This window comes from Paenibacillus liaoningensis (assembly GCF_059609455.1).
Genome location: NZ_JCAALU010000015.1, coordinates 78,691 through 105,573, shown reverse-complemented (window position 1 = coordinate 105,573; position 26,883 = coordinate 78,691). Strand labels below are relative to the sequence as shown.

At 51.8% G+C, this 26,883-nt stretch carries 23 protein-coding genes; 10 read left to right on the top strand and 13 right to left on the bottom strand.

The window, feature by feature from the left end; genetic code table 11:
- Positions 1-7: 7 nt before the first annotated feature.
- Positions 8-1,792: a M3 family oligoendopeptidase gene (locus AC6B99_RS23220; RefSeq protein ID WP_496664342.1), complete on the bottom strand. Its 1,785-nt coding sequence runs from the start codon at positions 1,790-1,792 to the stop codon at positions 8-10.
- Positions 1,793-2,133: 341 nt separating this feature from the next.
- Between AC6B99_RS23220 and AC6B99_RS23215 the strand changes: the two genes are divergently transcribed.
- Positions 2,134-2,334 carry a YycC family protein gene (locus AC6B99_RS23215; RefSeq protein ID WP_494879464.1) on the top strand — a complete coding sequence of 67 codons (201 nt, stop codon included), beginning with the start codon at positions 2,134-2,136 and terminating at the stop codon, positions 2,332-2,334.
- Entirely contained in the window at positions 2,331-2,573 is a 243-nt protein-coding gene (locus tag AC6B99_RS23210; RefSeq protein WP_099519088.1) for a hypothetical protein, read from the top strand. The genes AC6B99_RS23215 and AC6B99_RS23210 overlap by 4 nt, the downstream gene beginning before the upstream one ends.
- Positions 2,574-2,789: 216 nt before the next feature.
- Here AC6B99_RS23210 and AC6B99_RS23205 read toward each other — a convergent pair whose 3' ends face one another.
- From AC6B99_RS23205 to AC6B99_RS23195, 3 genes are all read right to left on the bottom strand, one after another.
- A complete protein-coding gene (locus AC6B99_RS23205) occupies positions 2,790-3,497 on the bottom strand; it encodes a DUF2225 domain-containing protein (protein ID WP_496664341.1) in 708 nt (235 codons plus the stop codon).
- Positions 3,498-3,511: 14 nt separating this feature from the next.
- Complete coding sequence (locus AC6B99_RS23200; protein ID WP_172455524.1) at positions 3,512-3,892, bottom strand: globin domain-containing protein; 381 nt, start codon at positions 3,890-3,892, stop codon at positions 3,512-3,514.
- A 205-nt stretch (positions 3,893-4,097) separates the two neighbouring features.
- Positions 4,098-4,985, bottom strand: coding sequence for a LysR family transcriptional regulator (locus AC6B99_RS23195; protein WP_496664340.1), 888 nt, complete (start codon positions 4,983-4,985; stop codon positions 4,098-4,100).
- A 120-nt stretch (positions 4,986-5,105) separates the two neighbouring features.
- Between AC6B99_RS23195 and AC6B99_RS23190 the strand changes: the two genes are divergently transcribed.
- Positions 5,106-6,491: an MFS transporter gene (locus AC6B99_RS23190; protein WP_496664339.1), complete on the top strand. Its 1,386-nt coding sequence runs from the start codon at positions 5,106-5,108 to the stop codon at positions 6,489-6,491.
- A 108-nt stretch (positions 6,492-6,599) separates the two neighbouring features.
- Here AC6B99_RS23190 and AC6B99_RS23185 read toward each other — a convergent pair whose 3' ends face one another.
- From AC6B99_RS23185 to AC6B99_RS23170, 4 genes are all read right to left on the bottom strand, one after another.
- Positions 6,600-8,114, bottom strand: coding sequence for a DUF3502 domain-containing protein (locus tag AC6B99_RS23185; protein ID WP_494863160.1), 1,515 nt, complete (start codon positions 8,112-8,114; stop codon positions 6,600-6,602).
- 115 nt (positions 8,115-8,229) lie between these two features.
- Positions 8,230-9,114 carry a carbohydrate ABC transporter permease gene (locus AC6B99_RS23180; RefSeq protein ID WP_056041258.1) on the bottom strand — a complete coding sequence of 295 codons (885 nt, stop codon included), beginning with the start codon at positions 9,112-9,114 and terminating at the stop codon, positions 8,230-8,232.
- Between the two features lie 12 nt (positions 9,115-9,126).
- Positions 9,127-10,083 carry an ABC transporter permease gene (locus AC6B99_RS23175; RefSeq protein ID WP_056041257.1) on the bottom strand — a complete coding sequence of 319 codons (957 nt, stop codon included), beginning with the start codon at positions 10,081-10,083 and terminating at the stop codon, positions 9,127-9,129.
- Between the two features lie 275 nt (positions 10,084-10,358).
- Positions 10,359-12,620: a helix-turn-helix domain-containing protein gene (locus AC6B99_RS23170; protein WP_496664338.1), complete on the bottom strand. Its 2,262-nt coding sequence runs from the start codon at positions 12,618-12,620 to the stop codon at positions 10,359-10,361.
- Positions 12,621-12,818: 198 nt separating this feature from the next.
- On the opposite strand from AC6B99_RS23170, the gene AC6B99_RS23165 reads away from it, so the two are divergent.
- Together AC6B99_RS23165 and AC6B99_RS23160 are read left to right on the top strand one after the other, a co-directional pair.
- On the top strand, positions 12,819-14,387 hold the full coding sequence (locus tag AC6B99_RS23165; protein WP_496664337.1) for a glycoside hydrolase family 43 protein: 1,569 nt from the start codon (positions 12,819-12,821) through the stop codon (positions 14,385-14,387).
- Positions 14,388-14,403: 16 nt separating this feature from the next.
- Positions 14,404-15,825: a glycoside hydrolase family 28 protein gene (locus AC6B99_RS23160; RefSeq protein WP_496664336.1), complete on the top strand. Its 1,422-nt coding sequence runs from the start codon at positions 14,404-14,406 to the stop codon at positions 15,823-15,825.
- A gap of 51 nt (positions 15,826-15,876) precedes the next feature.
- Here the strand turns inward: AC6B99_RS23160 and AC6B99_RS23155 are convergent, their stop codons facing one another.
- Positions 15,877-16,758: a helix-turn-helix transcriptional regulator gene (locus AC6B99_RS23155; RefSeq protein ID WP_056041249.1), complete on the bottom strand. Its 882-nt coding sequence runs from the start codon at positions 16,756-16,758 to the stop codon at positions 15,877-15,879.
- Positions 16,759-16,843: 85 nt separating this feature from the next.
- Here AC6B99_RS23155 and AC6B99_RS23150 point away from each other — a divergent pair, with 85 nt between their 5' ends.
- From AC6B99_RS23150 to AC6B99_RS23130, 5 genes are all read left to right on the top strand, one after another.
- Positions 16,844-17,734, top strand: coding sequence for a pectinesterase family protein (locus tag AC6B99_RS23150; RefSeq protein ID WP_056041247.1), 891 nt, complete (start codon positions 16,844-16,846; stop codon positions 17,732-17,734).
- A gap of 33 nt (positions 17,735-17,767) precedes the next feature.
- Complete coding sequence (locus AC6B99_RS23145) at positions 17,768-18,874, top strand: dienelactone hydrolase family protein (protein WP_496664335.1); 1,107 nt, start codon at positions 17,768-17,770, stop codon at positions 18,872-18,874.
- Complete coding sequence (locus tag AC6B99_RS23140) at positions 18,831-19,955, top strand: glycoside hydrolase family 88/105 protein (protein WP_496664334.1); 1,125 nt, start codon at positions 18,831-18,833, stop codon at positions 19,953-19,955. Before AC6B99_RS23145 ends, AC6B99_RS23140 begins: the two co-directional genes overlap by 44 nt.
- Before the next feature lie 476 nt (positions 19,956-20,431).
- Entirely contained in the window at positions 20,432-21,646 is a 1,215-nt protein-coding gene (locus tag AC6B99_RS23135; protein ID WP_496664333.1) for a nucleoside recognition domain-containing protein, read from the top strand.
- A gap of 107 nt (positions 21,647-21,753) precedes the next feature.
- Positions 21,754-22,551, top strand: a complete 798-nt coding sequence (locus tag AC6B99_RS23130; RefSeq protein ID WP_056041239.1) for an NAD kinase — start codon at positions 21,754-21,756, stop codon at positions 22,549-22,551.
- Between the two features lie 67 nt (positions 22,552-22,618).
- On the opposite strand, the gene AC6B99_RS23125 is transcribed toward AC6B99_RS23130, so the two are convergent.
- Genes AC6B99_RS23125 through AC6B99_RS23110 form a run of 4 tightly spaced genes read right to left on the bottom strand, consistent with a single transcriptional unit; the run spans position 22,619 to position 26,847 of the window.
- The gene (locus tag AC6B99_RS23125; protein ID WP_056041237.1) at positions 22,619-23,008 is read right to left on the bottom strand and encodes a helix-turn-helix domain-containing protein; all 390 of its coding nucleotides are present in this window, start codon (positions 23,006-23,008) and stop codon (positions 22,619-22,621) included.
- A 27-nt stretch (positions 23,009-23,035) separates the two neighbouring features.
- Positions 23,036-24,322 carry an LLM class flavin-dependent oxidoreductase gene (locus AC6B99_RS23120; protein ID WP_056041488.1) on the bottom strand — a complete coding sequence of 429 codons (1,287 nt, stop codon included), beginning with the start codon at positions 24,320-24,322 and terminating at the stop codon, positions 23,036-23,038.
- Between the two features lie 15 nt (positions 24,323-24,337).
- Positions 24,338-25,507 (bottom strand): LLM class flavin-dependent oxidoreductase, encoded by a 1,170-nt coding sequence (locus tag AC6B99_RS23115; RefSeq protein WP_496664332.1) that lies wholly within the window; start codon positions 25,505-25,507, stop codon positions 24,338-24,340.
- Positions 25,504-26,847: an LLM class flavin-dependent oxidoreductase gene (locus AC6B99_RS23110; RefSeq protein ID WP_081419066.1), complete on the bottom strand. Its 1,344-nt coding sequence runs from the start codon at positions 26,845-26,847 to the stop codon at positions 25,504-25,506. Before AC6B99_RS23110 ends, AC6B99_RS23115 begins: the two co-directional genes overlap by 4 nt.
- Positions 26,848-26,883: the final 36 nt, after the last annotated feature.

Below are 26,883 nucleotides of genomic sequence, written 5' to 3'. Positions count from 1 at the left end.
AACTACGTTATTCCTCAGTCATCTCTAGGAACAGCTTGACATCGGCAGTCGTCAAAGCGACCGCCTCCCGCCAGAAATCAGGCTCCTCCAAATTGACGCCCAAATGCTTTTGCGCCAAATCCTCAACCGTCATGCGGCCGGTATCTTGCAGCAGCGCCACATAGCGGTCAGCAAAAGCTGCCCCTTCCTTCACGGCCCGTGCGTAAATGCCTGCGCTGAACAAGTAGCCGAACGTATACGGGAAGTTGTAGAATGGCACATCCGTGAAGTAGAAATGCAGCTTTGAAGCCCAGAACAGCGGGTGCACCTGTCCGAATGCGCCGCAGAACGCTTCACGCTGCGCTTCCTCCATCAGCTTGTTGAGCTCCTCTACGGTCAGCATGCCTTCGGCACGACGCTCATAGAAACGAGTCTCGAACAAAAACCGCGCATGGATATCCATGAAAAAGGATACCGCGCTGCTCAATTTTTCTTCCAGCAGAGCGATTTTCTCATCCTTGTCCGTAGCAGCCTTAAGCGCGGAATCCGATACGATCAGCTCTGCGAACGTCGAGGCTGTTTCGGCCACATTCATCGCATATTCCTGCGAATAGGCTGGCAAATCATTCATCACATGCTGATGGTAAGCATGTCCCAGCTCATGCGCAAGTGTCGACACATTCGATGCGGTACCCGAATACGTCATAAAAATTCTTGTCTCTTTGCTTTTCGGCAATGATGTACAGAAGCCGCCAGGACGCTTGCCCGGACGATCCTCGACCTCGATCCATTGGTCTACAAATGCTTTTTCTGAAAAAGCGGCCAGCTCCGGGCTGAACTTCGCAAACTGCTCTAAAATTTGCGCCGCGCCCTCGTCATAGCTGACGACCTTCTCTGCCGTACCGATGGACGCGTACATATCGTGCCAATCCATTTGCTCGACACCAAGCAGCTTCGCTTTGCGCTGCATATATTTAACCAACTCCGGCTTGCCCTCGTTGATCGCCGACCACATGGCCCCGATCGTCTTCTCGCTCATCCGGTTCATTTGCAGCGGCTCCTTGAGCGCTGAGTCCCAGCCCCGCTTGCCATACAATTTCAGGCGGAAGCCGGAAATCCGGTTCAAGGCGTCTGCGCACAGATCAGCCTGCTCGCCCCATTCCCGTTCCCACTCGGCAAAAGCCGCCTGCCGCACCGAACGGTCACTCGCTGACAGCTTATTGAACATCTGCCCTGCCGACAGCTCGCGCTTCTCGCCATCCGCGCCGATATCATTAAATTTCGCCCGCGATACGACGAGATTGTACAAATCTCCCCAGCCATGATAGCCGTCTACCGCCATATCTTCGATTAAAGACTCCAGCTCTGGAGACAGCTTCTCCTTCGCTTGCTCGCGGCGCTCCGTCAAGCTGAATGCAATCTCAGCCGCTGGTCCCTCGCTGATCCATGCTGTCCAGCTTGCATCATCAACGCTGCGCAGCACATTATCATAGCGCGTCAACGCGCCTTGGAAGGCCGCATTCAGCGTCTTGATGCGATCATTCAAGGCGGTTGCAGCTTTGTCCTTCATATTTTGCGCGGTCAAACAAGCTACGAATGAATCCGACTGGCGCATCCGCAGCAAAACCGACTGCACAAGCTCCGTTGCCCTGTTTAAATAAGCGGCTCCCTCCTGCGGTGCTGCAAGCAGTCCTTCTAGCTCCGACAGTTCCTGCTGCACCGCAGCCAGCTCCGCTGCAAAAGCCTCCGAGCCCGCTCCTCCTGCATAAATCGATTCCAAATTCCATGTTAATGAATAATGACCAACTGACATCCGTCTATCTCCTCTCCTAGCCCAATCTTCCTTAACGACTAAATCAACCAAGGTGAAACGGCTATCGCCGTCCTTTGGTGGCGCAGCGCGTTTCAGTCCGAGAAATATAGAGAAAGGATGAGAAAATCATATACTTTCCTATATTTCAAGCGTAAACGGCTGAAGCGGTCCTTCGGCGGCAAAGCTGTCGTTTCAAGGGTGAAATATAAGCCTATTTATAGGTGTGAAACTTATTAATGCTTATATTTCATTAAAAACCGCCCGTAAGATTCGCTTTTCATTTGCGCATTCTTCGGAGGCGGTGTATAACTTAATTATATACAGATTGGAGGATTTCTACCATGTCCCAGCCTTTACAAATTTCAGCGGATACCGCAATCAAGCTGTCCAAGCAGCTCGGCATCCCGATTGAGCACTTAATGCATATGCCAAAACATATTTTGCTGCAAAAGCTCGGTGAGCTCGCCAAAGCTGAAGCTGAGGCTAACACAGCCGCTGCGAACCCGTCAGAAGATGAAGCTTCAGGAGACAAGCCTGTATGATTCCGTTTGAGAACACCTGGCCCTACGACATCATGATGAATGACATCTATGTACATGATTGCCCGTTTTGCCAGGCCAGCAATGTGCTAATCCCGATTCGTCCCAAGGAAATCCCGCTCATCCAGCAAGGCAAAAAAAAGCTGCTGGTCTTTCCCTGCTGCCACAACCGAGTAACGATCATCGATGTCGATGGCGACTATTTGCTGGCAACCGAGCGCTTGCGCAAGCTGGGCGGTTAACTCGTTAGCGCGGACAGGCCTTCCAAGCCTTCATTGAAAAAGAGAGCGCCTGCCGCTTGTCCGAAGCATCCTGCTCCCGTTCAACTAAAGGAAGCCTCGGACTATTAGCCTCTTGCCTCATAGCAAAAACAAGAAGCTTCCACAACCGCTGCTTACGGCGGAAATGCGGAAGCTTCTTTATTCGTTCCAGACTGCTTCATGCTTGCTTGAAGCGTATTATGCAGATGTCAGCTCGCCATGCGGCTCTTGCTCCAGCAATTTGCTCGTTTCCTGTTCCTCGCGAATGAGCTGCCACTGCTCGCGGCTCGCCCGTATCATCGCGGCATCCATAATGCGCTTGTCATTGACGATGCGCGAGAACCAGCGTACAGCCTCTGCGCGTTCGCCGATGCGTCTGTTCAGCTCGCCAATCAAATACATCAGCTTGGCGCCATTGAGCTCCGCGCCTTCCCCTTCAAAAACTTTCACATACGCTTGCAGCGCAAATCTCAGAAACCGCTGCTCCTCGGCGTGGTTGCCCTCATAGCGGTACAACCATGCAATGTGATGCAAAATGCCAGCGATCACACGCGGGGATTCGCCCACCGATTGAGCCGACAACAGCGCCAGCTTGTACGTCGCCATAGCCTGCTGCAGCGAGCGCTCACCGCTGAACTCACGAGCAACCCAGCGCGAGCCGACATTTTCATAATAGCTCAGCTTCTGTTTATCGCTCAGCCGTTCTGTGCCATTCTCTGTCGATGCATAACCGCAAGTTGGGCATACGCGAACGACATAATAATCGGGATTTATATCCGCTTTATAATAACCGCAGAAGTCTGTGTCTGACTTCACCGCTTTCTTAAAACTAGGACGCACGCGCGAGGTTATAAAACTTGTCTCACAGCAAATGCATTGTACTTTCGTTTCATATAGCGGTTCCATACAGACCACATCTCCTATTCTGGTGTGTTTACAAAATGATGGGCAGGTCCTGATAGTCTTTCGATAACAAATTGTCTCAGCTCGTCTTCAATGCCTACTTCCTGAAGCGCTCTGTTCATGCAATCCAGCCAAGCTTCGGCACGCGCAGGCGTAATCTCGAATGGCATATGCCGTGCACGCATCATCGGATGCCCGAAAGCATCGGAGAATAACGTTGGCCCTCCAAAAAACTGGGTGAGAAACATATGCTGCTTCTCCATCACCGGATTAATATCTTCCGGAAACAATGGGCCGAGTAATGGATGTGCCTGTACCTTTGGGTAGAACGACTCTACAATAAGCCTTAAAGACCTATCTCCACCAAGTGCTTCATAGAGGCTTATATTCCTATTCATCGTCATTTTCAGCTCCAATTTGTAGGTATTTAGTATTATATCATAGAAAAATTTGACTGTCTCAACCTTTTTTCTCCGTATCACCTTGCTTCCAACCTAATAGTCCCGGTTCGTACTGGGCCATAAGACTATTATAATATAAATAGGCCTGCTTTTATTTTGTTATCCCCCTCTAAAAACGGCGAATTCGTGATCAATCATCTGATTAAATGCTCTGTTCGGACAGCCCCCGAAAGTACTCGATAACAACCTCGCGGAATTCCAGCGCAGCCCGGGAAAGGTACCGAGTCCTGTGCCGCAATAAAGCGATCTCCCGAACCAATTCGTATTTTTCTACTTGGACATAGTTGATAGCTTCCCGTGAATTCCTTGCCGTGCTTGGTATGAAGGCGATGCCAATCTCGGCTTCCACCAGTGCGCTTAGCCTTGCAGGTTCATTGCCCTCATACACATAGTGAGGGGCAAATCCAACCGATTGGCACACAGAGTCCACCAAATCGCGGGTCCCATAGCCTTTTTTCACACCGACGAACGATTCATTTCTTAGCTCTGTTAAGGATATGCTGCTTCGGTCTGCCAGCCGATGCCCCACTGGAACCGCTACGAGGATGGGATCCATGAACACGATTTCACATTCAATGTCATCTCCATTTATAGGAGGGGACGACAAGCAAAAATCGACCTCTCCTCTATGCAGAAGCGTTACCATTTCCTGCGTAGTCAGCATTTGCACATGGAATTGGAGATTGGGCCGCTTTTTTCGGAACTCGCGAAGGATATGGGGCAGCGTACTTGCGGCGGTCACCGCCAATTTCAAGGCGCCCTGTTCCGGGCTGGATAAATCGCTAAGCTCCTGCCTCCCTTGTTCCAATTCAAATAAAGCCCTTTCTGCACGCTGAAGGAAGCGGTTTCCGTACTCATTGAGCCGCAGCTTCCTTCCAACTCGATCGAATAAAGGGACCCCTAGATTTTCCTCTAAGCGTTGAATCGTTTTGCTTAATGACGATTGCGTAACGTGCAAGCTTTGGGCTGCTTCGGTCATATGTTCCAATCGAGCCACTGTGATAAAATATTGCAATTGAAGAAGTTCCATTTCCGCCCTCCATTCATTCACTCATTCCTTCAAGTGAATGAAATCATAACATAAAATGCGTTGGAATGAATAAGCGATTTCAAGTACGATGAGAATAATACACGTTGGGGGTGACCAAAAATGAATGTTCGCAATAGATGGTTGTTGATTTCCGTTGGACTGGGTGTGCTTTTGAACCCATTAAATTCCTCAATGATTGCTGTTGCTATTGCAAGGCTGCAGGATGTGTACCGCCTTGCATTTACAGATGTTTCATGGATTATTTTTGTATTCTACATTGCGAGTGCTGTCGCTCAGCCTGTGATGGGAAAAGCCAGCGATTTATTCGGTCGCAAGAAAATATTTCTTACGGGGCTTGTTGTAGCCTTCGTTGCTTCTTTATTAGCTCCACTATCGCAAAGCTTTGGGCTGCTCATCGTGTTTCGCATTGTACAAGCAATCGGAACAAGCATGATGGTTGCGGTTGGCATGGCCATTGTACGGATTCATATTACGGAGAAACAAGCGACTGCGCTGTCCGTTATGTCCATATTCCTTTCAGGAGCGGCGGCAATCGGCCCCTTTATTGGCGGAGTTTTGATTCACTGGTGGGATTGGCATGCGATTTTCTTCGTCAATATTCCGTTCGTAGTAGCAAGCTTTCTATTAGCTTGGAGGACGATTCCAAATGACCAGCCGCCAACAACCGTTACTCGGGACATGTCCTTCCGTAAATGGTTTGCTTTGATGGATGCGCCAGGGATAGTGCTCTTCACAGCAGGTCTGGTTGCGCTGCTCGTTGGCTTGCTGTCAGCAAAATCAGTAGGGCACGTCTCCGCTTGGAATGTCATTGCCTTGCTTGCAGGACTTGCGCTGCTGGTCGCTTTCGTACGACACGAGCTAAAGGCAGCATCCCCTTTTATTCCTTTGCGCGCATTCGCCAAATATCCTGCGATGACTTGGGTCAACGTCCAATTTATGCTCGTTAACCTGCTTTTTTACTCGATCTTTTTCGGGCTTCCATCCTACTTGCAAATGGTACGTCATATCAATGAATTCCATACAGGCATCCTCATGCTAAGCTTGGGTTTATGCTCGCTCGTCGTTTCTCCAATAGCAGGACGATGGATCGATAAATCAGGTCCTCGCCCCGCCTTGCTAGTATCTGCAATACTGATGGCACTGGGGTCCATTTGGATCGTGACCTTGGATGCTTCTTCACCAGTTATTAGTGTATGTTTCGCTTTAGCCGCATTCGGTGTTAGCAACGGGTTGAATAATGTCGGCATGCAAGCCGCTTTGTTCCAAAGCTCTCCAAAAGAAATCATTGGTGTAGCTTCCGGGTTGTTTAATACATCAAGATATTTGGGGACCATTCTCTCATCCTTACTGATAAGCATCGTAATGGGAGGTGCGTTCAACGCCGGGGGATTTCGAGTGCTTGGCATTATCCTTACGGTAATTGCAATTTCCTTGGTATTCATGAATCGGCGGCGCTTGGAGTCAGGGCAGCTGGCAAGTCCGTAAAGCAGGCTGCACATAAAAAAGGCGGTACAGCGCTCGTGTAAGCAGCTGTACCGCCTTTCTCTTTCCTAACTCGTGCACTATGCGACTGCTTCCATAAGACAGACTGCCTTACGGCTTGGCAGCGTACCATGCGGAAAATTGCTTCTGGTATTCCTCCTTGTATTTGTCAAAGCCTGCGGCCTTTAGCTTATCCAATGCTTTCGGGAAATACGTATCGTAGTCCAGGAAGCCGCTGGCTATTGGCGACAACAGCTCCGAGAATACGCCATTGATTTTGGTTTCCTCGTTTTTGACTGGCGTATTATCGAAGTTGAAGCCTGCACCCTTCGAAATAATCGCATCATCGTCCCATGCTTTATACTGGGCAATAAAGTCTTCTGGAACCGTATTGTCGAAACGCATAAAGTTTTTATTCATCAGCAGCCAATCCGGTATAAGCGAATCGGTAGTGGTACGTGTCAGTCTGCCGTTCTCATCAAGCGTGTAGTCCTTATCCTTGATGCCATACGCGAACAAATCGTACAGCTCCTGATTTTTCTGAAGCAAATTGAAGAACATCACATAACGCTCGGGATCAGCAGCATTAGCCGATACAAACCATGCGGTGCTATACGTGCCACGGCTAATCTTTGGCTGATCCTTGCTCAAAAAATAGTTGGCAAGCTTCGCTGTCGGAACAGCCTGCGTTATCGAAGCCGCGCCTTCAAACGGACGCGCTGCCGTTCCAGCCCAGAACATCGCCTTGCCGGAGTTCCAATCGGATTGCAATTGAGGCAGGTTAGTCGCAGCATATTTAGGAATAATGCCCTTCTGGTACCAGCCCTTCATTATCGCGGCATATGCTTTGAACTCCTCGCTTTCAAACCAGCTGATCACTTTGTCATCCTTGGCTGATTCATCAATAGCGAGCATATCATTTTGCCAGAACAAATTTTTGTCCGTATATTCGTACATCAGCAATCTGCGGGCGTCCGTGCTTGCAAAGCCAATCAGCTCAGGATGCTTCGCATGGACTTTGTCATAAAATTGCTCCAGCTCCGCCAACGATGAAAGGCTGGTCATTCCAACCTCCTCCAGCAAATCCTGGCGCGCCAGCACGCTGTAGAACTCCCCCGAGTTTGGCTTATTGCCTACCGGAACCGCATACTGCTTGCCGTCAAGCTGGAAGGCCGTAAAGGAATTGTCATCAATCGATTTCTTCAGATCGCCAGCCGCTTTTTCCATAAATGGCGTCAGATCGGTATAAAGTCCTTTTGCTACGGACTTGACCATATAATTCGTATCCGTATAGGTTGCAAAATCCTCGCCGGTTGACAGCATCAAATCGGTTTTCCCGCCGCCGTATTCTGTCCAGGGCAGAAACTGAAATTCAATGTCGGCGTTGATTTCTTTTTTGATCAGATCCTTAAATTCTGCTTTGGAAAGCTCCTTCATGCGGTTCGACTCGTCGCCGTAAAGGACGATTTTGAGCTTGGCCGGCTTAAGCCCGCTGCCAGCGCTTTCATTATTTGTGCCATTAGCAGGCGATGCAGATTCATTCCCGTTATTGCTTCCCGTGCCGCAGGCAGTGACAAGCAGCAGCGCTGCCAAGAGCAGAGCTGACCATACGCGTTTCTTTACCATGTGTGAACCCTCCTGTATTGTTTTTATGTTTGTATATTGTTCAATGGCAACATGGACGCTGATCTAATATAAAGGAATTCGTCCATCATACCATGTACAACCGCAAAAAGCCGTATCAGCCCTTGACGGAACCGACGATGATTCCCCTTACGAAATAACGCTGGAGGAACGGATACAAAATCGCGATCGGCAGCACGGTCAGACAGGTCATCGCCATCTTGGCCGTCTCCAGAGGAGGGGCAACGATAGCGCCGCCAATTTGCGCGCTGTTTCCAGAAGCCAAATATTGAATGTTAGCCATCATGTTGTACATCATGTATTGGATCGTATACAGCCTCTCCTCCGAAACAAGCAGCAGCGGCAAGTAGAAATCATTCCAGAACTGCAGCGCATAAAATAGGGAGATCGTCACAAGACCAACCTGTCCAAGCGGCAGCATAATACGGAAAAAGATATGAATATGGCCCGCACCGTCGATTTGAGCGGATTCGATAATTTCATGCGGAATGCTTTTGAAATAATTGGCCTGCAAATACATAAGAAACACGTTGAGCAAGTAAGGAACGAACAAACCAGCAAGCGTATTGTCCAGATGATAATATTTCGTAGCTAAAATATACCAAGGCAGCGTGCCGCCACTGAACAGCATCGTAAAATAAGCCATAAAGGCGAAAAAGTTGCGGTAGCGGAAGCCCTTCACCGATATAACGTAGGCGTAGGCTGTCGTAACGAGCACGGCGGACGCTGTGCCGAGCACCGTAACGACTGCGGACGTCAAATACGCTTGCAAAATTTGCTCCGCCTTCGAGCCAAACATAAAGGCATACGTGTCTAGGCTGAAGCCCCGAGGCAGGAAGGAATAACCTTCCGCTGCGAGCCTCGACTCTGTCGAGAATGAGCCTGAGACGGCCATTACGAACGGAATGAGGCAAATAAGGGCGAATAGGCTGATACAGGCATAAAAAAAGATAATGAGCGTTTTGTTTTCTTGATTAGCCATATCACATGTCTCCTAAAATAGTTTGCTTTCCTTGTCGTACCATCCAGCCAGCTTGTTTGCGATCAGCACGAGCAGAAACCCGAAGACGGACTGATACAGCGTAATAGCTGAAGCGAAGCCGAATTCGCCGGAGCGGATGGCTGTACGGTATACGTACACGTCGATAATGTCGGTAGTCGGAAGCAGCAGCGGATTCAGGAAGGTGACGCCCATAATCATGCTGAGATCGCCCTTGAGCATCCCCCCGATTCCAAGCAAAGTAAGCAGGATAATCGACGGAATTAGCAGAGGCAGCGTAATGCGTGTAATCAGCTGTATGCGCGAGGCGCCATCTATTCGCGCGGCCTCATAATAAGAAGGATCGATGCCTTGCAGCACCGCATAATAAATGATGGCGCCATAACCTGCGCTTTTCCAAATATTCGCAAGCACGAGCACAACTACGAACAGCCACGGATTGGAGTACCAGTCAACAGGCTGCATACCCACTGCCTCTAGCAGGCGGTTCATAACCCCCTTGTCAAAGTCGAGGAAGGAAAACAATATCGCCCCAATGACGATCCAGGAAATAAAATAAGGAAAAAACATGACGCTTTGCGTAATTTTGATAAAAAGCTTGCCTCTCAGCTCATTCAGCACGATCGCGATGGCTACTGAGAAAAACGTACCCGTAAGCATGTACAATACGTTCAGCATGACGGTATTTCGCGTGGCGCGGATCGCATTGTCCATGCTTGAGAAGAAAAATTCAAAGTTTGCGAAGCCTGCCCAAGGACTGCCGAATATGCCGCCGTTGAAATTGTAGTTTTTGAATACGAGTATGAGCCCGCTCATGGGCAGATAGGCGAATAGTACAAGTACAATAACGCCAGGCAGCGCAAGCAGAAACAGCGAGCTGTCATTGCGCAGCGACTTGAACCGTCGCCTTCCGCCTGCTGCTTTGCTAAGCTGAATAGCTTCGTCTGACATGATGTTTCACTCCCTCTGGTTTTAGTTTCGGTCTGTGGGTCCACTATAGCCCCGCTCAAAATGAAAGCGCAATCACAAATAAATGAAAACGCTTAAACAGTGCGAAATGGGCAGGCTTAAAAAAAGTGAAATCCCTTAAAAAATAAAAAAAAGCCCTAGAAATGCGGCTTTTCAGGGTAGATAGCGAAGCTGAAATAGAAAATGCGGTCCTTCCTCGATTGAGGAAGGACCGTATTTTCTGCCCCCTTTTTCCGTTTGCTCGCCCCGCCATATCTTCAATTTTCCTTCTGCAAAATATAATTCAGGCGCCATTTGGATGGCGTTACGCCATAGCGTTTTTTGAACAGCGTTGTAAAATAGGTGCTGCTGTTATAGCCTGATTTTTCAGCAATTTCACGGATGTCGAGTTCAAGCTCGGCAATGAGGAGGCTGCGAGCATGCTCCAATCTAACCAGATTGACAAAATCGGGAAAGCTGCTGCCCGTCGCCTCTGTAATCAGGCGGCTTAAGTAAGGCGGACTAATCGTCAGCTTCTCTGCAAGACCGTTCAAGGAAAGCGTCTGGTCACCGAAATGGCTGCGAATATACGCGATGGCTTCGCTAGCCAAATTGCGGGTTTGTACCGTATTTACTTCATTCAGCTTCCCATATGCCTCAAAGCACAGCTGCTCCAGCCATGCTCGCAGCTCCGTGTAGCTTCGCATACGCCAGATGCGCTGATAATGATCCAGGAAATCCGTATGCCGCGGCATGCTTTCGGCAAGACCGGTTTCCGCTATTTTCTGAAGATCTGAAGCCAGTCTGGACAACGCAACCGTCGCCTGCTCTACTTTGTAGCTGCATGCGACTGCAAGCAAACGCTCGACCGCTTTTGGCAGCAGCTCGCGCTCCTGGCTTCTGACCGCTTGAAGCACAAATTCAAGCGTGCTGTCAGGAACGGAGCTGCTGTTCAAATGAATGATGTCATCTGCAAAACTGAGAGATAAATGCTCGTGCAGCTTTATATATTGAAGGCTGTTGCTGGCTTCGTCGTACATTTGCTTCAGCTGCAAGGAATCGGCAGATAGACGGCTTATGCCAATGGAGCATGCAGCCCCATCCCACTGCCTTATGGAGCCACATAGCTGTTCCCATCGTTCGCGGAACGTTACATAATCTCCAAAGCTGCCGTTCTCCGTCTCGCTGACAATGAGAACGGCGGCTTCATGATGCGGGAAGAAGCCGCGGCAGGTGCCCGTCCCAGCAAACAGCTGCTCAGTCAGCTCTGGCAAACCGCGGATATGTTCTCTCCACCTTGTCGCAGGCAGGCTGCCATCTCCGCTGGACAAACCGATATGCAGAACGGCCACGCAAAATGTCCCATTGTCACGTGTCTGATTTATCGGCGGCAGTGCAGAAGGCACATGCTCGTCAGCCCGGTAAGGCGACGTAAGCCAGCGCAGCAGCGCGCTGTCTTCGTTTTCCTGCTTGAGCGCCTTGACTCGATGCCCAATTTTCTCAAGCTCCCGGTTCGCTTCATCAAAACCACCACCATGCGGGAAAGCAAGCCGATCGTCGGACAAATTGCGTATCGTCCCAAACAATGTACCGATTGGCTTATACATGCGATAGGACACAAAGGCAGCAATAGCTGAAGCAGCAGCTATCAGCACCAGGCAAAGCCCGACCATTAGATTGCGGGCGCTTGCGATGTCGCGGACGCTGTTTTTATAGGAGGTTTCCGAAATAAACCACAGCCCTCCATTTTGCGACTGATGATACGTAATCAGTTTTTTGTCCCCGCCGTCTGTTTTCCATACAAGCGTGCCCTCCTTGCTTTGTACAGACACAATTTGCTGCAGCAGCCTGCTATCGAACGCTTCCTCCGAAGAGTTGCTCTGCATGAGCACAATTCTGTCTGCATTTAGAACCGCATAGCGCGTATCTCCTTCATTGCTCGTATTAAATAAGTTTTCCTGCAGCTTCCTCAGGTTGATCGTCATCGCGATGGCACCATTGTATTCGCTGCTGCTGAAAGCTCGATCATTATAAAAAATGGTCATCATCGTTTCGCTTTGCCCATTATTCAGCGTCGCATTCCAGACAAACGGGGATTGCCTAATTTCGCTGTCCCGAACCCGTTCGAACAGCTCCTGCTTTGCCGCCTTGCCAAGCGGATTGTTCTCGAACATCATGACGGGAGCGCCCGGCCCCAAAATATAAGCGTTTTCAATAAAATTGTTGATCGTCAGCGTGCCGCGAATTTGGCTAAGCGCACTATAGAGCTGTTCGCTCCAACTGTTGTCTCCGCTCTGCATAACGGTATAAATGTTCGGATTATGGTAAAAGTCCATCGTGTAATTTTGCACCATGTCCATATATTTCATAAATACCGTCTCTGTATTGAGGAGGACGGTCTCGTTCGTTTTATTGACATTGTCTATCGTTTTTTCCCGGAACCAGAAAAACAGTACCGTGGACAGAACGAGCACCGAGCAAATCGAAATCAGCGCTAAGCTCATAAAAAAACGGACTTGCAGTTGCTTCTCTCCTGCCATCGCTATCGCCCCTTTATAGTTTCCACTATACACATTTCTTCGAGGAAAGTTAACTGCCTTATTAGCTGAAACTAGCACAACCATGACAAGAATATATAAAAAATATAAAATTGAGCATGAATGTTTCAAGATTATGATGTTTTTTTGATCTATACTTGTATGGGCTTACATTTTATTTACTGCTAGGAGGCAAATAGCATGCGCACATTCCAAAATCCTATTCTACCCGGCTTTTATCCCGATCCGTCAGCGATACGCGTCGGAGAAGACTATTATTTGGTTACATCAAGCTTTGAGTTTTTCCCCGGAGTTCCGATTTTTCACAGCAAGGATCTCGTCAATTGGCGGCAAATTGGACATGTGCTTGATCGTCCTTCCCAGCTCAATTTGGATGCAATTGCTCCATCAAGGGGCATCTGGGCGCCAACGCTGCGCTATCATAACGGGACCTATTATATGATTACGACCTTTGTAGACAACAACAAGGAATGCCATAACTTCTATGTCACCGCAACCGATCCCGCCGGAAGCTGGTCGGACCCCGTATGGCTGGAGGATGCGCCGGGCATAGACCCTTCCTTGTTTTTTGATGAAGACGGCAAGGTGTATTATACCGGGAACCGCTTCCCCCCAGAAGGGCAGCTTTATCCGAAGCATATGGACATTTGGCTGCAAGAGCTGGATTTGGAGAGCGGTAAGCTGGTCGGACCGAAGACGAGCATCTGGCAAGGCGCACTGAAGGTGGCCCACGCCCAAGAAGGCCCTCACTTGTACAAAATCGGCAGCTGGTACTATTTGCTGATCGCTGAGGGAGGAACCGGCCATACCCATGCGATTACGATTGCGCGCAGCGAATCGGTAGCCGGTCCCTATGAGGGGTATAAGGGCAATCCGATTCTCACTCATCGCCATCTGGGCCGCAGCTATCCGATTGTCAATGTCGGCCATGGCGAGTTAATTGAAACCCAGCATGGAGACTGGTGGATGCTTTGTCTCGCTTCCAGGCCGTATGGCGGCTATTATCGCAATTTGGGGCGTGAAACGTTCCTTGTGCCCGTTGTTTGGGAGCGGGAATGGCCGGTCGTCAATCCAGGCAAAGGAATTTTGGAGCTGGAAGCTTTGGCTCCAAGCTTGCCGGAGACGCTATGGCCGCAGCTGCCGGCGCGTGATGACTTCGACCAGCCGGAGCTCTCGCCGATCTGGAACTTTATTCGCACCCCGCGCGGCGATTTCTGGAGTCTCACAGAAAATCCGGGCTCATTGCGCCTTAAGCTGAAGCCGGACTCCATCGCTGCTGACAGCAACCCTTCCTTCGTCGGACGCAGACAGCAGCATATGAATTTCCGTGCGGAGACCACAATGAAGTTTGCGCCAGAGCAAGCTGGCGATGTCGCTGGCATCGTCCTGCTGCAAAACGCCGACTTCCAGTTCCGCGCAGAATATGGCAGCTATGAAGGGATCACGGAAATCCGCCTTACCGAGCGGAGGCAAGGGGAAGAAACCGTGCTCGCCTCCATTCCTTACAGCGGAAGCCATCTGGAATTGAAGGCCGAGGCGCATGGCCAAAGCTATAGCTTTTTCTGGCGTGAAGCCGGGTCGCCAAATTGGCTGCCGCTTGGCGAAGCAGCAGATGGTACCCTACTCAGCACCGATAAGGCCGGAGGTTTTACGGGCGCCTATATGGGGATGTATGCTGCCTGCACCCGGGCGGATCGCACGCATTATGCGGATTTCGATTGGTTCAGCTACGAACCGATTGCAGATTAGGCGGGAGGCTTGACGAATGGATACTACGGAAAAGATGCGATATCCGCTTCCGGCATTGCCGACTATTCCAGACAAAAGCTTCCTCGTAACGGAATTTGGAGCTGCGCCGGGCAGCCTGACGCTGTGTACTGCATCGTTTCAGCAGGCGATCGACGCCTGCTCCGCAGCGGGAGGCGGCCGGGTGATCATTCCACCTGGCCTATGGCGGACCGGGCCGCTGCGTCTGCATAGCCGGCTCGAGCTTCATGCGCAGCAAGGCGCACTGGTTATGTTTGAGCCAAAGGCTGAACTGTATCCGCTGTTGGCCTCGCATTTTGAAGGAGAATCGGCTGTTCGCTGCCAAGCGCCGCTCGATGGCGAGAATCTGGAAGACATCGCGATTACGGGTGAGGGCATTTTCGATGGGGGCGGACAGGGCTGGCGTCCGGTCAAACGCTTTAAGCTGACGAATGACCAATGGAATGGGCTGCTTCAATCCGGCGGGGCCGTTAATGAGGAAGGCGATATGTGGTGGCCGTCGCTTGAGGCGATGGAAGGAGAAGCACTTGCTCATGGGCTGCACCAGCGTGGCGTGACGACTTGCGAGGCGTATTTGCCTGCAAGAGCCTATCTCCGTCCCACCTTGCTTAGTCTGCGCGGCTGCTCTAGGGTAAGGCTTGATGGGCCAACATTTCAAAATTCCCCCGCTTGGTGCTTGCACCTGTATAACTGTGAGCAGGTAACAATCCGGCGGCTGAACGTTCGCAATCCTTGGCATTCCCAAAATGGAGATGGCCTTGATCTGGAATCCTGCCGCCACTCGCTCATCGAGCATTGCACCTTCGACGTTGGCGATGACGCTATATGCTTGAAGTCAGGCAAGGGCGAGGAGGCCAGAAAACGGGCACTGCCCTGCGAATTCGTAACGATCCGGCATTGCACCGTCTACCATGGCCATGGCGGCATCGTAATCGGAAGCGAAATGTCCGGCGGCGTCAAAGCCGTATATGCCTCTGACTGCCAGTTCATCAGCACGGATATTGGCTTGCGCTTCAAAAGCGTACGCGGCCGCGGCGGCGTAGTTGAAGATATTGTCATGGAAAGAATTCAAATGGCGGATATTGTGCGCGAGGCCATTTCGTTTCATTTCTTTTATGCCGGGGTGGAAGGCTCGGAGGGCTGCGATGAGCAGCTTTTTGAGGTGACAGAGGAAACGCCCGTCTTCCGCAATATTACACTGCGCGAGCTGACCTGCCATGGAGCTGCGACAGCTTTGCTCATTAACGGGCTTCCCGAGCTGCCGCTAAGCGGCTTAACGGTTGATGGGCTGGAGGCAACAGCGGTTAACGGGGTAATCGCCCGCTATGCCGATCATTTAAAGCTGGAGAAATTGAAGCTTCATACGTCAACGCTCTCCGAGGTTCAGCTGTATCAATGTAACCATTCGATCGTTGAGTAGCATTGGCGTAAAAAAGGACGGCAATAGAGGCTCGCAGGCGAAGCACCTCCCTTAAAAAGGCTGATGCGGCGGAGCTTGTCCGTTTTTTGCCTGCTTGCGGTACTCCATCGGCGTGAGGCCGGTCGCTTTTTTAAACGTCTTATTGAAATGGGATAAATGCTCGAAGCCTACAGCTAACGCGATTTCCTGAATTTTCTGGCGGGAACCGCCAAGCAGCTGCTGCGCTTCACGAACCCGGATATGAATGATGTATTCCCGAAAGCGGAAGCCGGTAAGCTTATGAAAAATTCGACTGAGATAGGAGCTGCTCAAATAAAAATGCTTCGCCGTATCCTCCAGCGTCACGGCTTCACGATAATGCTCACGCACGTAAGTCGCGATTTCAGACACTTTATGATGCAGCGAGTAACGAGAAGGATTTGACCGACTTGCCGTATTCTCGAAGCGGCCTAGCAAAATGATCAGCTCCGCCAGCAAGGATAGGCAATAGGATTCGTAAAAAGGCTTTTCCTGCCGGCTTTCATCCAGCATTTTGTTAAGGAGGCGTTCCGTTTCCCCCTGCTCGCGCAGCGAAAGCGGGAAGACGCGAAACCCTCGTCCATGAAGCAGCAGCTCCAGCTTTTGCAATGCTTGCGGCAAAATGACAGGGTCATAATTAATGAGGATTCGCTCAAATTCCGCTACCTCGGAGCTGGCCGTCGCATGAATTTCATGCCCGGCAATCATAATAAGCTCGCCTTTATGCACGGTAACCACCTGTCCGTCCACAAAATAGACACGCTCGCCATCCAGCAGGTAGTACAGCTCGACCGAGGCATGGCTGTGTGGACGAGGCATCGCGGTGGCGCCTTTGCGCTTCATATGCTGAATGCTCAGCTTGCCGTCTTCCATATGATATTTCGGATTGAGGCTATCGGACGCAGACGCGGTCATGGGCATTCCTCCGTATGGAAACAAGGTTCACAATAATACCTCCCATTATAGATAAAACTTCGCTTATTTGAAAGGAGCGCTCGCTATGCTGATTACCGTATCCAAAGAAGACCATGCTGATTACAGCCGCTTGCAGGCGGCCATTGACTCTATTCCGGCGGAATGTGCCGAAGCGGTCACGATTCGCATCAGGCCGGGAATTTATGAGGAAAAGATCACGATTCCAGCCTCTGCCCCGCCTATACTGCTGCTCGGGGAAGACAGCGAGAAAACGATTATTACTTGGTCAGACAATGCCCATACGCTGGGACCGGACGGGGAGCCGCTCGGAACGTTTCGTTCAGGCACTTTAAATGTATGGGCAGAAGCATTCACAGCGGAAAATGTGACGATTCGCAACGCCTCGGGGCCCGGCACAGGCCAGGCTGTAGCCGCGTTCGTCGATGCCGATCAAGCTGTATTCCGCCGCGTCAGGCTGCTGGGCGATCAGGATACGCTCTATACGGGCAAAGGCAAGCAATATTATAGCGAGTGTTACATTGAGGGCGATGTCGATTATATTTTCGGGGCAGCGACGGCTGTATTTGAAAGCTGCCACTTGCATAACAAACGCTCCCGAGGCTATATTACGGCCGCCTCGACACCCGAGGATGCCGCGTTCGGCTATGTATTCCTCGATTGCAAAATTACCGGAGCCGAAGGAGTTGTGGATGTTTATTTAGGCAGGCCATGGCGGCCCTATGCCCATGTTGCATTCATCCGCACATCGATAGACGGCTCGATCACACCTGAAGGCTGGCATAACTGGGGGCAGCCGGATCGTGAAGCTACAAGCCGCTATGAAGAGTTTGGCAGCTTTGGAGAAGGAGCAGCTGCGGGAGCGCGCGTTTCTTGGTCCAGGCAGCTTGAAGCAGACGAAGCGGCCAACTATCGCATCATTGCCATCCTTGATGGCTGGCATCCCGAAGGCTACTGATCAATAGGACGATTAAAGAGGGAGGGCAACAGCATGTCCTTAAAGCTTGAGCAATATTTGCAATCGCTTGTCCAGCAGGCAGCTGCTAATAGACAGTCCGCCCGTGCTGCTGCGAATCCCGAGCAGCGCCGGGAAACGGTTAGGGCTTCGTTTGGACAACTGCTTGGCCATTATGCTCTGAACGAGCATCAGCCTCTGGAGCCGCGCTTGTTGGAACGAACGCAATGCGAAGGCTATATACGGGAGCGTGTGGAAATCGCCACGACGGACGGGCTGCGGATGGCCATGTATGTGCTGCTGCCGGATAATCCCGCGGCGCAGCCCGCTCCGGCTGTCATTGCCTGCCACGGCCACGGATACGGCAGCCGGGAAATCGTCGGGCTTGATCCAGATGGCACGGAACGCTCCGGCGCTTCGGGCTTGCATAAAGATTTTGCCATAGCGCTTGTAAAAGAAGGGTATGTGGTCGCAGCTCCTGAGCTGCTCGGCTTCGGCGACCGCAGGCTGGATGAGGATAAGGCCGCAGACTCGCCTGCAAAAAACTCCTGCTTCATGCTAGCTGTGCATTTGCTGCTTACGGGGCGCACACTTGCAGGCTTGCGCGTCTATGAGACTTCGAGAGTCATTGATTATTTGCAGGAACGCAGCGATGTGGAATCCAATAACATCGCAATCATGGGCATTTCCGGCGGCGGTCTTGTTGCGGGCTTTACGGCCGCTTTGGACGACAGAATCCGCTGCGCCGTAGTCAGCGGTTATGCAAGCTTGTTTGAAGGCAGCATTTTGGCACGCAATCACTGCCTGGACAATTATATTCCGGGCGTGCTGCTGGAAGCGGAAATGCCTGAGCTGCTCGGACTCATTGCGCCGCGAGGCCTTTTTCTGGAAGCAGGGGCTGTTGACCACTTATTCCCGCAGCAGTCTGCACGGCAGGCATACGCCGAGCTGGGCAGCATATATAGCGCCGCCGGGGCGCCAGATGCTGTGCAAGCTGTCTTTTTTGATGGAGGACATGAAATTCACGGAGAAGCTGCTTACGCCTGGCTTCGAACTCAGCTGCTGGAGCAAACGACAATTGCAGGAGGGGATCGTAACGATGACGGAGCAACCACAGGTACATTTGACAGGATGGGCGGGTAAAATAGCCGAAACCATCATGAGCCAATGCGGCTCGGACGGCTTGCACCATTATCCAATGGAGCGTTGGGCCTATGTTCCCGGCATGCTGCTGATGGCGATGGCCCGTGCGGGCATTCAACTGAACGATAAACGATATTATCATTTCATGCAGCTCCATATGGATCACTATATTGCAGCAGACGGAACGATACGCTCCTATACGCTGGAGGAATACAACCTGGATCAGATCAATCAGGGCAAAAATTTATTTTTTCAATATGAGAACACGGGTGAAAAACGCTATTCGAAAGCCGCCGATACACTGGCTGCCCAATTGATTAGTCAGCCCCGCACCTCCGAGGGCGGCTTCTGGCATAAAAAAGTGTACCCATTCCAAATGTGGCTTGATGGGCTGTATATGGCTTCCCCTTTTCTGGCGGAATATGCGAAAGTGTTTGAACGTCCGGAGCTGCTCGATGAGGTCGCGCATCAACTGCTGCTTGTCGAGCGTAAAACCCGCGACAAGCGCACGGGGCTGCTGTATCATGGCTGGGATGAATCCGGGGAGCAGGAATGGGCAGACTCGCATACCGGCCTGTCTTCGCATTTTTGGAGCCGGGCGATGGGCTGGTATGCGATGGCTTTGGTCGATTGTCTGGAGCATTTCCCGATTGATCACCCGAAACGCGGTACGCTTATCGGCATTTTTCAGCGGATGTGCCTTGCGCTTGTTGACGTGCAGGATAAAGACAGCGGCTTATGGTATCAGGTGCTTGATCAAGGAAAGCGGAAAGGCAATTATTTGGAGGCGACAGGTTCGATCATGTTCGTCTACGCGATGGCTAAAGGCTTGCGTCTACGTTATTTGGAGTCCGGCTTACGCTGTGCCATGCTGAAAGGGTACGAAGGGATTATCCGCCATTTGGTCACGGAGGATAGCCAAGGCGTCCACCTACATCAAATTTGCCATGGCGCGGGGCTCAGCAAAGATCGCAATGGCTCCTTCGAGTATTACATTTCTGAAGCGGTCGTATCTGACCATTATATGGGTATAGGCCCCTTGCTGCTTGCGTCGCTTGAAGTTGAACGTTATTTGGAATAAGCCTGCTTGGATCGGCACCCACACAGCCTTCATAGTTTGGCTCCAGCACATAGATGTACAATCCTTTATATGAAAAAAGGCCCGCATATACCTATGCGGGCTTTGTAAAAGGATTAGGTTTAATTTAGTGGTAGCCTTCGTAGTCCTCTTCTCCTGGTGCTGTAAGCGATTCCCTAATTACATAGACGAAAGCGCAGACGAGGATGCCAGCGATTATACTCATTCTCATCACTCCAAGCATTCAAAGGTAATTCCATTGTACCATAAAATAATCCCGCGTCTACCCTTTTTGCAAGCGTTTTCTTTCCGGGACCAAAAATATTTTTATAGGCTTTTCCTCCTTTGCAAGTGATGGATGTCCTAGTTTCTGCATAAAGATGATAAAAGGACTTCTGCCAGATCTACGGGCTGCTTGCCTATTTTCCGGGACAAGTCCCTTTGACTGTGAAGCGTCATTTTGAGGGGAGGTCTTGACCATGCTGCGCACGCTCTCGCATCCCGCTGCCTTAACAGGATTAGCTGCTGTGTTCCTCACCCTGCTAATGGCCGTATTTCCGAATGAAGCGCTGGAATCTGCCCTGCGAGGCTTATCGATATGGTGGCAGGTGCTGTTTCCTGCCCTTTTCCCCTTCTTCGTCATTTCCGAGCTGCTGCTTGGCTTTGGCATCGTCCATTTTTTCGGCAAGCTGCTGGACCCGCTCATGCGCCCGCTGTTCAAGCTTCCCGGTATTGGCAGCTTCGTTGTGGCGATGGGCTATATATCCGGCTATCCGGTTGGGGCTAGGCTGACAGCCAAGCTCTATGAGCAGCAGCTCATCAACCGCACAGAGGGAGAACGGCTTGTCGCTTTTACGACGACTTCCGACCCCATCTTCCTGATCGGCGCCGTATCGGTCGGCTTCTTCCACAATGTCGCTCTGGCGCCCGTGCTTGCGGCCGCCCATTATGGCGGTGCGCTCATCATCGGCCTGCTCATGCGCTTCCACGATCTGCATGCCCCGATTACCGAAGCACGGCGCAGCAGCAGCCTGACTGAGCTCGGCGCAAGGCCCGGCTCGGTACAGCATCCGCTGCATACGACAGCGTTTGCGCAGCATTCGCAGCACTCACAGCACTCACAGCACTCGCAGCACTCACAACACTCGCAGCACTCACAGCACTCACAACACTCGCAGCATTCACGCTCGCTGCGCCGTTCGCGCCTTGCGGACGCTCTGAAGGCGATGCACGAGGCTCGGCTGCTCGATGGACGGGGCCTCGGCCAGCTGCTGCAAGAGGCAATTCAGTCTGCGCTGCGGCTAATGATCGTCGTCGGCGGCCTCGTTGTTTTTTTCTCCGTCATTATGGAAATGCTGACGTCAGCAGGCATGATCACCATGCTCGCTGCCATGCTGCGGCAGCTGTTTGAGCTGTTCGGGCTTCCGGCAGCACTCGCCGATGCCGCCATTTTCGGCCTGTTCGAAGTAACCCTTGGCGCCCGCGCCGCCGGTGAAGCTGGCACAGGTCTGCTGCATCAAACGGCAATCGCAGCATGGGTGCTGTCATGGGGAGGTTTGTCCGTCCACGCACAGGTGGCCAGCCTCGTCAGCAAAACCGATATGCGCTACAAGCCGCTTATGCTCGCAAGACTGCTGCACGGTTTTATCGCATTTGGGCTCGTTTATGCGTTATGGGGATGGCTCGGGCCCTAATACCCAGATTTATCGGATGAAATGTGCTTCTCGCATTGAATTTACGGCTGTATTCCGATATCATTTAAGGGAACGTAACCAGAAGATTTGAAAAGGGGCTGCATTCCTTGAAATATGCCGTTATCGACAGAGGCGATTCCATATCCCAGTCACTGGCGGAACAGTTCCATACACTGGCGGCGGAGCGCGGCTTCACTCGAAATGACGACGCACCTGAAATTGTCGTATCCATCGGTGGAGACGGTACGCTGCTGCAAGCTTTTCACAAATATGTTGATCGCATTATGGATGTTGCCTTTGTAGGGGTGCATACCGGACATTTGGGCTTTTATGCCGACTGGCAAAAAAATGAGCTGCCTGAGCTCGTCGCTCTAATGGCCGAGAAGGAGCTTAGCATCGTCCGCTATCCGCTCGCGGAAATCGAAGTCGAGACGGCCGAGGGAAAATTTCATTATATGGCGCTGAACGAGTTCACGCTTAAAGGGGTAGACGGCACGCTCGTCGCCCAAATCAATGTCAATGATGAGCCTTTCGAAATGTTCCGTGGCGATGGTATCGTCATTTCGACGCCTTCCGGCAGTACCGCCTATAATAAAAGCGTCGGGGGCGCAATCGTCCATCCGTCCATTGCATCGATACAAATTGCCGAAATTGCTTCCATTAACAATCGCGTTTTCCGGACGCTGGGCTCTTCGCTGCTGCTGCCGCAGCATCACCACTGCGACATCATCTCGAAGAAAAACCAGCGGATGCTGCTGACCATCGACCAGCTCAGCATTTTGCGCAGCGACATTTTATCGATACGCTGCAATGTGTCGAGCCGTAAGGTCAGCTTTGCGCGCTATCGCCCATTCCCGTTCTGGAACCGGGTCCGCGACGCTTTCGTGGATATGCACGAAGTGTAAATCAGAGCAAGTGCCGAGCAAAGAAGCTGCCCCTCAGGCGATTAGCCTGCGGGGCAGCTTCTTGCTTTTATTTAAACAGCTCGTCGTTTATCACGCCGCCTTCTTCCTTGCCCATATCCTTCTGCTTGCCATAACGGGAAGGCGGTATGCCCACCATACGGTGGAAGATGCGGCTAAAATAAAATTCATCGCCATAGCCAACTGCGGCAGATACTTCCTTAACCGGACCTGCATTATGGTAAAGCAGGCGCTTGGCCCGCTCGATGCGCAATCTCGTTAAATATTTAATTGGCGGCTCCTTCATCGTTTGTTTAAACAGCCGGGAGTATGAGCTTGTTGTCAGTCCCGCCATTGAGGATAACGTAACCATATCGATTTTGTCATGAAAATGAGTTTGCATGTAGTGTATCGTCTTCTCAATCAGTCTCTTCGATCCATTCAACGATGTTTCTCCCATAGCGCTCACTCCTCTGGCTAATTAACCTTAGACCTTGCAGTGCTGAGCTGGCGCCTTAAGCCCCAAACGCTCACGCAATGATGCTCCTTCATAGGCTGTTCGAAACAGCCCTCTATTTTGCAGCTCAGGAATGACTTTTCCCACAAAAGCTTCCAGCCCGCTCGGAAAAATTTGCGGCATCACATTAAAGCCATCCGCCGCTCCGCCGTGAAACCATTTTTCCATTTCATCGGCAAGCTGTACCGCCGTTCCCGTAAAAGCATAGTGGCCGCGCCCATTCGCAAAGCGGTGAACAAACTGGCGAATCGTCATCCGCTCCTCTTCGATAAGCTCAAGCAGCAGCGATTGACGGCTTTTCAGCGAATTAATTTCGCCAAGCGATTTTGCCAAATGCAGCGGTACCGGGCCATCGAGCGGATACGAGGACAAATCTGCGGCAAAGCGCCGCGATAATCGCCTCAGCGCATCCTCCATATGAACGAGCTGATTCAGCTCTTCTTCGAGCTCCCGGGCTTCCCCAACCGTATCCGCTACGATCGGACATAGCCCAGGCATGATCAACAGCTCGCCAGTCTTTCTTCCGTAAGCCGGAAGACGGCCTTTGACGTCTGTATAAAAAATACGAGCTGCTTCAAAGGTTTGCTGGGCTGTAAAAATAACGTCGGCTATTTCCGCGCCCATCGCTTTGCCGCTTTCCGAGGAGCCCGCTTGGACGAGCACCGGATAGCCCTGCGGCAGACGAGGAGCATGGAGCGGCCCTTTCACCGCATAATGTCGAGCAGCCCCAACACCGTTAGTGCTGCCAGCAGCATGAACAGCGGCTCCTTCCTCCTCCATGCTATCCCACAGCTGCTTTGCAACCTCAACAAATTCCTTCGCTAATTGGTAGCGCTGTGCATGCTCGGGATGGGCTGCTCGGCCAAAATTAAAGGCCGTCTCATCGGCGCTTCCCGTCACAATATTCCAGCCTGCTCTGCCGCCGCTAATATGATCAAGCGTTGCCGCTTGCCGGGCAAGATGATATGGCTCATAGTAGGTCGTCCCAACGGTAGCAATGAGGCCGATATGTCTTGTAGCAGCAGCTAGCGCTCCTAGCAGTGTAGTCGCTTCCAGCTTATTGATCTTTCCGAAATAGGCATCGCTGACAAAAATAGAATCCATCAGCCCGCGCTCGGCCACCTCTGCCAAATGGCGGTAATAGCCGATATCCAGCGTCTGGCGGGGCTGCATCCCAGGATGCCGCCAAGCTGCTTCATGATGACCCGTTCCATGTATAAATACATTTAAGCGTATTTTGCGATTGTCCTCATTCAGTTGCAACTTCCCCCTTTACCGCACGGCGTGAAATGAATTGATCGGCCTTGGAAGCGCCAGTTGGTCCCGCAGCGTCCCGCCATCAATCGCTGCCTGGCGAAATACCCCTCTTCTCTGCAGCTCTGGAATGATCCGCTCTTCAACATACCTGAAGCTGTCAAGCGCAGCATGCGGCGGCAGCTCCATATGAAAACCGTCAACTGCGCCTGAAAGCTGCCACTTCCCCATCCAATCTGCTAATTGCTGTGCGTTTCCCTCACGGGAAAACTCAGCTTCTGTTGCCCGGCCTTCGCAGCCGCCGCCCATTTGCAGCGAACATTCCGCACGGTTGGCGCTGCTATGTACAACCGGCATTACACTGGCCAAAATCCGGCATTGCTCCGGCTGCCTTCCCTGCTGACGCATCAGCTCTCGCAGCTCGCATGCCAGCTTGGCCGCCTCCTCCAGCGACTGCGGCTCAATAATGATGACGTCTGCCCCACTGGCTGCTGCCAGCATATCTGGCTGCTTGTCTGCCTGCTCCCTGATCCGAGCTACTAGCGGCGGATAGCCTTGCGGGGGACGAGCAATATTCAGCGGGCCACGCGTACTGTAATAGCGTCCTGTATAATGAACCTCGCGCACCTTCGCTTCATCAAATTGCAGCCCTGCCTGCTTATCATACATAAGCGCGTCATCATCCCAGCTGTCCCACAATTGTCGCAAAGCTTCACCAAACTCCGCAGCGGCGGCAGCCTCGTAGCAGGGCAGCCGCATTTGCTGCTTATCGGTTCGAGCGAAATTTGCAGCCGCATTTTCCTGCCCCGGCAGCACAAGACAGCCTGCTCTGCCGCTGCTCATATAATCCAGGGCAGCCAGCTTGCGCGCCGCGTGAAAGGGCTCATGGAAGGCGGTATGAATTTCCGCAATGAGGCCAATTGTACTCGTGGAAGCCGACAAGGCGGCCAGCAAAGTAAACGGCTCCAGCACGGCAGAAGACGCGGCATACCCATTAGCCGAGGCCCGTTGACCGACAAGCCCAGCTGCTTCCTGAGGCGTCGGGCTCATGCTGCTGTCAGGCACAAGGATTGCGTGCAGACAAGCACGCTCTGCCGCCTCCGCCAGTTGTACGCAATCCAAGTAATCCAGGCCATCTATTGCAACGGTCATGTACAGCTGTCGCTTCTCGCTCCCGCCGCCCATCATATGTGAGCCTCCACCTTATGCCGGCCAGCTGGACGGCTGAACCCGTAATGCTCTCTTAACGTATTTCCCGTATATTCGGTACGGAACAAGCCTCTATTTTGCAGCTCGGGTATAACCTTGTCGACGAAATCGCTCAGCCCATCCGGCATATGCGAAGGCATCAAATTAAACCCGTCCGCCGCCCTGCCGACAAACCAACGCTCAAGCTCATCTGCGATTTGCAGCGGCGTACCCGTAAGCGATGCATGTCCACGCGATCCTGCTGTGCGCATAATCAACTGCCTGAGCGTCAGCTTTTCCTTGCGGGCCATGCCTTCAACAAGCTCAAAGCGCCCTCGGTTGCCGTTGATTTCCTCATGACGCGGCAGCAGATGGAGCGGTACTGGCTCATCGAGCGGACAATCTGTCAAATCGATCTTGAACAGTGTCGACAATCTTTTCAACCCGTACGCAACAATCGTCAATTCATCCAGCTCACGCTGCTTGTCCTGCGCCTCAGCTAGCGTATCTCCGATAACCGGGAAGAAACCCGGTAAAATGCACAGCTCGTCCGGGCTCCGCCCAAACGGCTGCATACGCGATTTGATGTCTGCGTAGAAAGCCTGTCCGCTCTCGAAGGTAGGCTGCGCAGTGAATACCGCTTCCGCCACCCTCGCAGCGAACGATTTGCCATCCTCGGATGACCCCGCCTGTACGAGCAGCGGATGCCCTTGAGGGGAGCGCGGCATGTTAAGCGGGCCGCGCACCGCGAAATGTTCGCCTTTATGATTAAGCGGATGGATTTTCGCCATATTGGCGTATAAGCCGCTTGCCTTATCGGCAACGAGCGCATCATCCTCCCAGCTGTCCCAAAGCGCCTTCACCACCTCAACGAACTCGCTTGCCTTGCGGTAGCGCTCGTCATGTGGCGGCAAAGCCTCATCCGTAAAGTTATAAGCTGCGCTTTCGCTTGCCGTCGTCACAATGTTCCAGCCAGCGCGTCCAGCGCTTAACCAGTCCAGCGAGGCGAATTTGCGCGCAATATGAAAGGGCTCGTTAAAGGTGGTTGAGGCTGTGCCAATCAGCCCAATCTTATCGGTAACGGCGGCGATGGCTGACAGCAGAGTGAACGGCTCCAGTCCATGCAGCACTTTATGCTCAACAGTCGGAGGCAGCACTAACGTGTCCGCGAGAAACAGCGAATCCAGCTTGCCGCGTTCTGCAATTCGTCCAAGCTCGCGATAATAATTCAAATCGGTAATGCGGTGCGGATCCGTTGCTGGATGGCGCCAAGATGCCTCGTGATGTCCCGTGTTCATCAGAAATAAATTGATATGCATGCTCCGCTTAGCTGAAATCATTACTTCATTCCTTTCGACATAGCATGATAAGGCATC

Excerpts from the sequence above, each read along its gene's own strand:
- AC6B99_RS23170 (WP_496664338.1), bottom strand. The coding sequence starts at position 12,620 with ATGGCAGGAGAGAAGCAACTGCAAGTCCGTTTTTTTATGAGCTTAGCG.
- AC6B99_RS23145 (WP_496664335.1), top strand. The coding sequence starts at position 17,768 with ATGTCCTTAAAGCTTGAGCAATATTTGCAATCGCTTGTCCAGCAGGCA.
- AC6B99_RS23195 (WP_496664340.1), bottom strand. The coding sequence starts at position 4,985 with ATGGAACTTCTTCAATTGCAATATTTTATCACAGTGGCTCGATTGGAA.
- AC6B99_RS23165 (WP_496664337.1), top strand. The coding sequence starts at position 12,819 with ATGCGCACATTCCAAAATCCTATTCTACCCGGCTTTTATCCCGATCCG.
- AC6B99_RS23210 (WP_099519088.1), top strand. The coding sequence starts at position 2,331 with ATGATTCCGTTTGAGAACACCTGGCCCTACGACATCATGATGAATGAC.
- AC6B99_RS23140 (WP_496664334.1), top strand. The coding sequence starts at position 18,831 with ATGACGGAGCAACCACAGGTACATTTGACAGGATGGGCGGGTAAAATA.
- AC6B99_RS23160 (WP_496664336.1), top strand. The coding sequence starts at position 14,404 with ATGGATACTACGGAAAAGATGCGATATCCGCTTCCGGCATTGCCGACT.
- AC6B99_RS23190 (WP_496664339.1), top strand. The coding sequence starts at position 5,106 with ATGAATGTTCGCAATAGATGGTTGTTGATTTCCGTTGGACTGGGTGTG.
- AC6B99_RS23200 (WP_172455524.1), bottom strand. The coding sequence starts at position 3,892 with ATGAATAGGAATATAAGCCTCTATGAAGCACTTGGTGGAGATAGGTCT.
- AC6B99_RS23115 (WP_496664332.1), bottom strand. The coding sequence starts at position 25,507 with ATGATGGGCGGCGGGAGCGAGAAGCGACAGCTGTACATGACCGTTGCA.
- AC6B99_RS23125 (WP_056041237.1), bottom strand. The coding sequence starts at position 23,008 with ATGGGAGAAACATCGTTGAATGGATCGAAGAGACTGATTGAGAAGACG.
- AC6B99_RS23215 (WP_494879464.1), top strand. The coding sequence starts at position 2,134 with ATGTCCCAGCCTTTACAAATTTCAGCGGATACCGCAATCAAGCTGTCC.
- AC6B99_RS23180 (WP_056041258.1), bottom strand. The coding sequence starts at position 9,114 with ATGGCTAATCAAGAAAACAAAACGCTCATTATCTTTTTTTATGCCTGT.
- AC6B99_RS23155 (WP_056041249.1), bottom strand. The coding sequence starts at position 16,758 with ATGACCGCGTCTGCGTCCGATAGCCTCAATCCGAAATATCATATGGAA.
- AC6B99_RS23135 (WP_496664333.1), top strand. The coding sequence starts at position 20,432 with ATGCTGCGCACGCTCTCGCATCCCGCTGCCTTAACAGGATTAGCTGCT.
- AC6B99_RS23185 (WP_494863160.1), bottom strand. The coding sequence starts at position 8,114 with ATGGTAAAGAAACGCGTATGGTCAGCTCTGCTCTTGGCAGCGCTGCTG.
- AC6B99_RS23205 (WP_496664341.1), bottom strand. The coding sequence starts at position 3,497 with ATGGAACCGCTATATGAAACGAAAGTACAATGCATTTGCTGTGAGACA.
- AC6B99_RS23175 (WP_056041257.1), bottom strand. The coding sequence starts at position 10,083 with ATGTCAGACGAAGCTATTCAGCTTAGCAAAGCAGCAGGCGGAAGGCGA.
- AC6B99_RS23150 (WP_056041247.1), top strand. The coding sequence starts at position 16,844 with ATGCTGATTACCGTATCCAAAGAAGACCATGCTGATTACAGCCGCTTG.
- AC6B99_RS23220 (WP_496664342.1), bottom strand. The coding sequence starts at position 1,792 with ATGTCAGTTGGTCATTATTCATTAACATGGAATTTGGAATCGATTTAT.
- AC6B99_RS23110 (WP_081419066.1), bottom strand. The coding sequence starts at position 26,847 with ATGATTTCAGCTAAGCGGAGCATGCATATCAATTTATTTCTGATGAAC.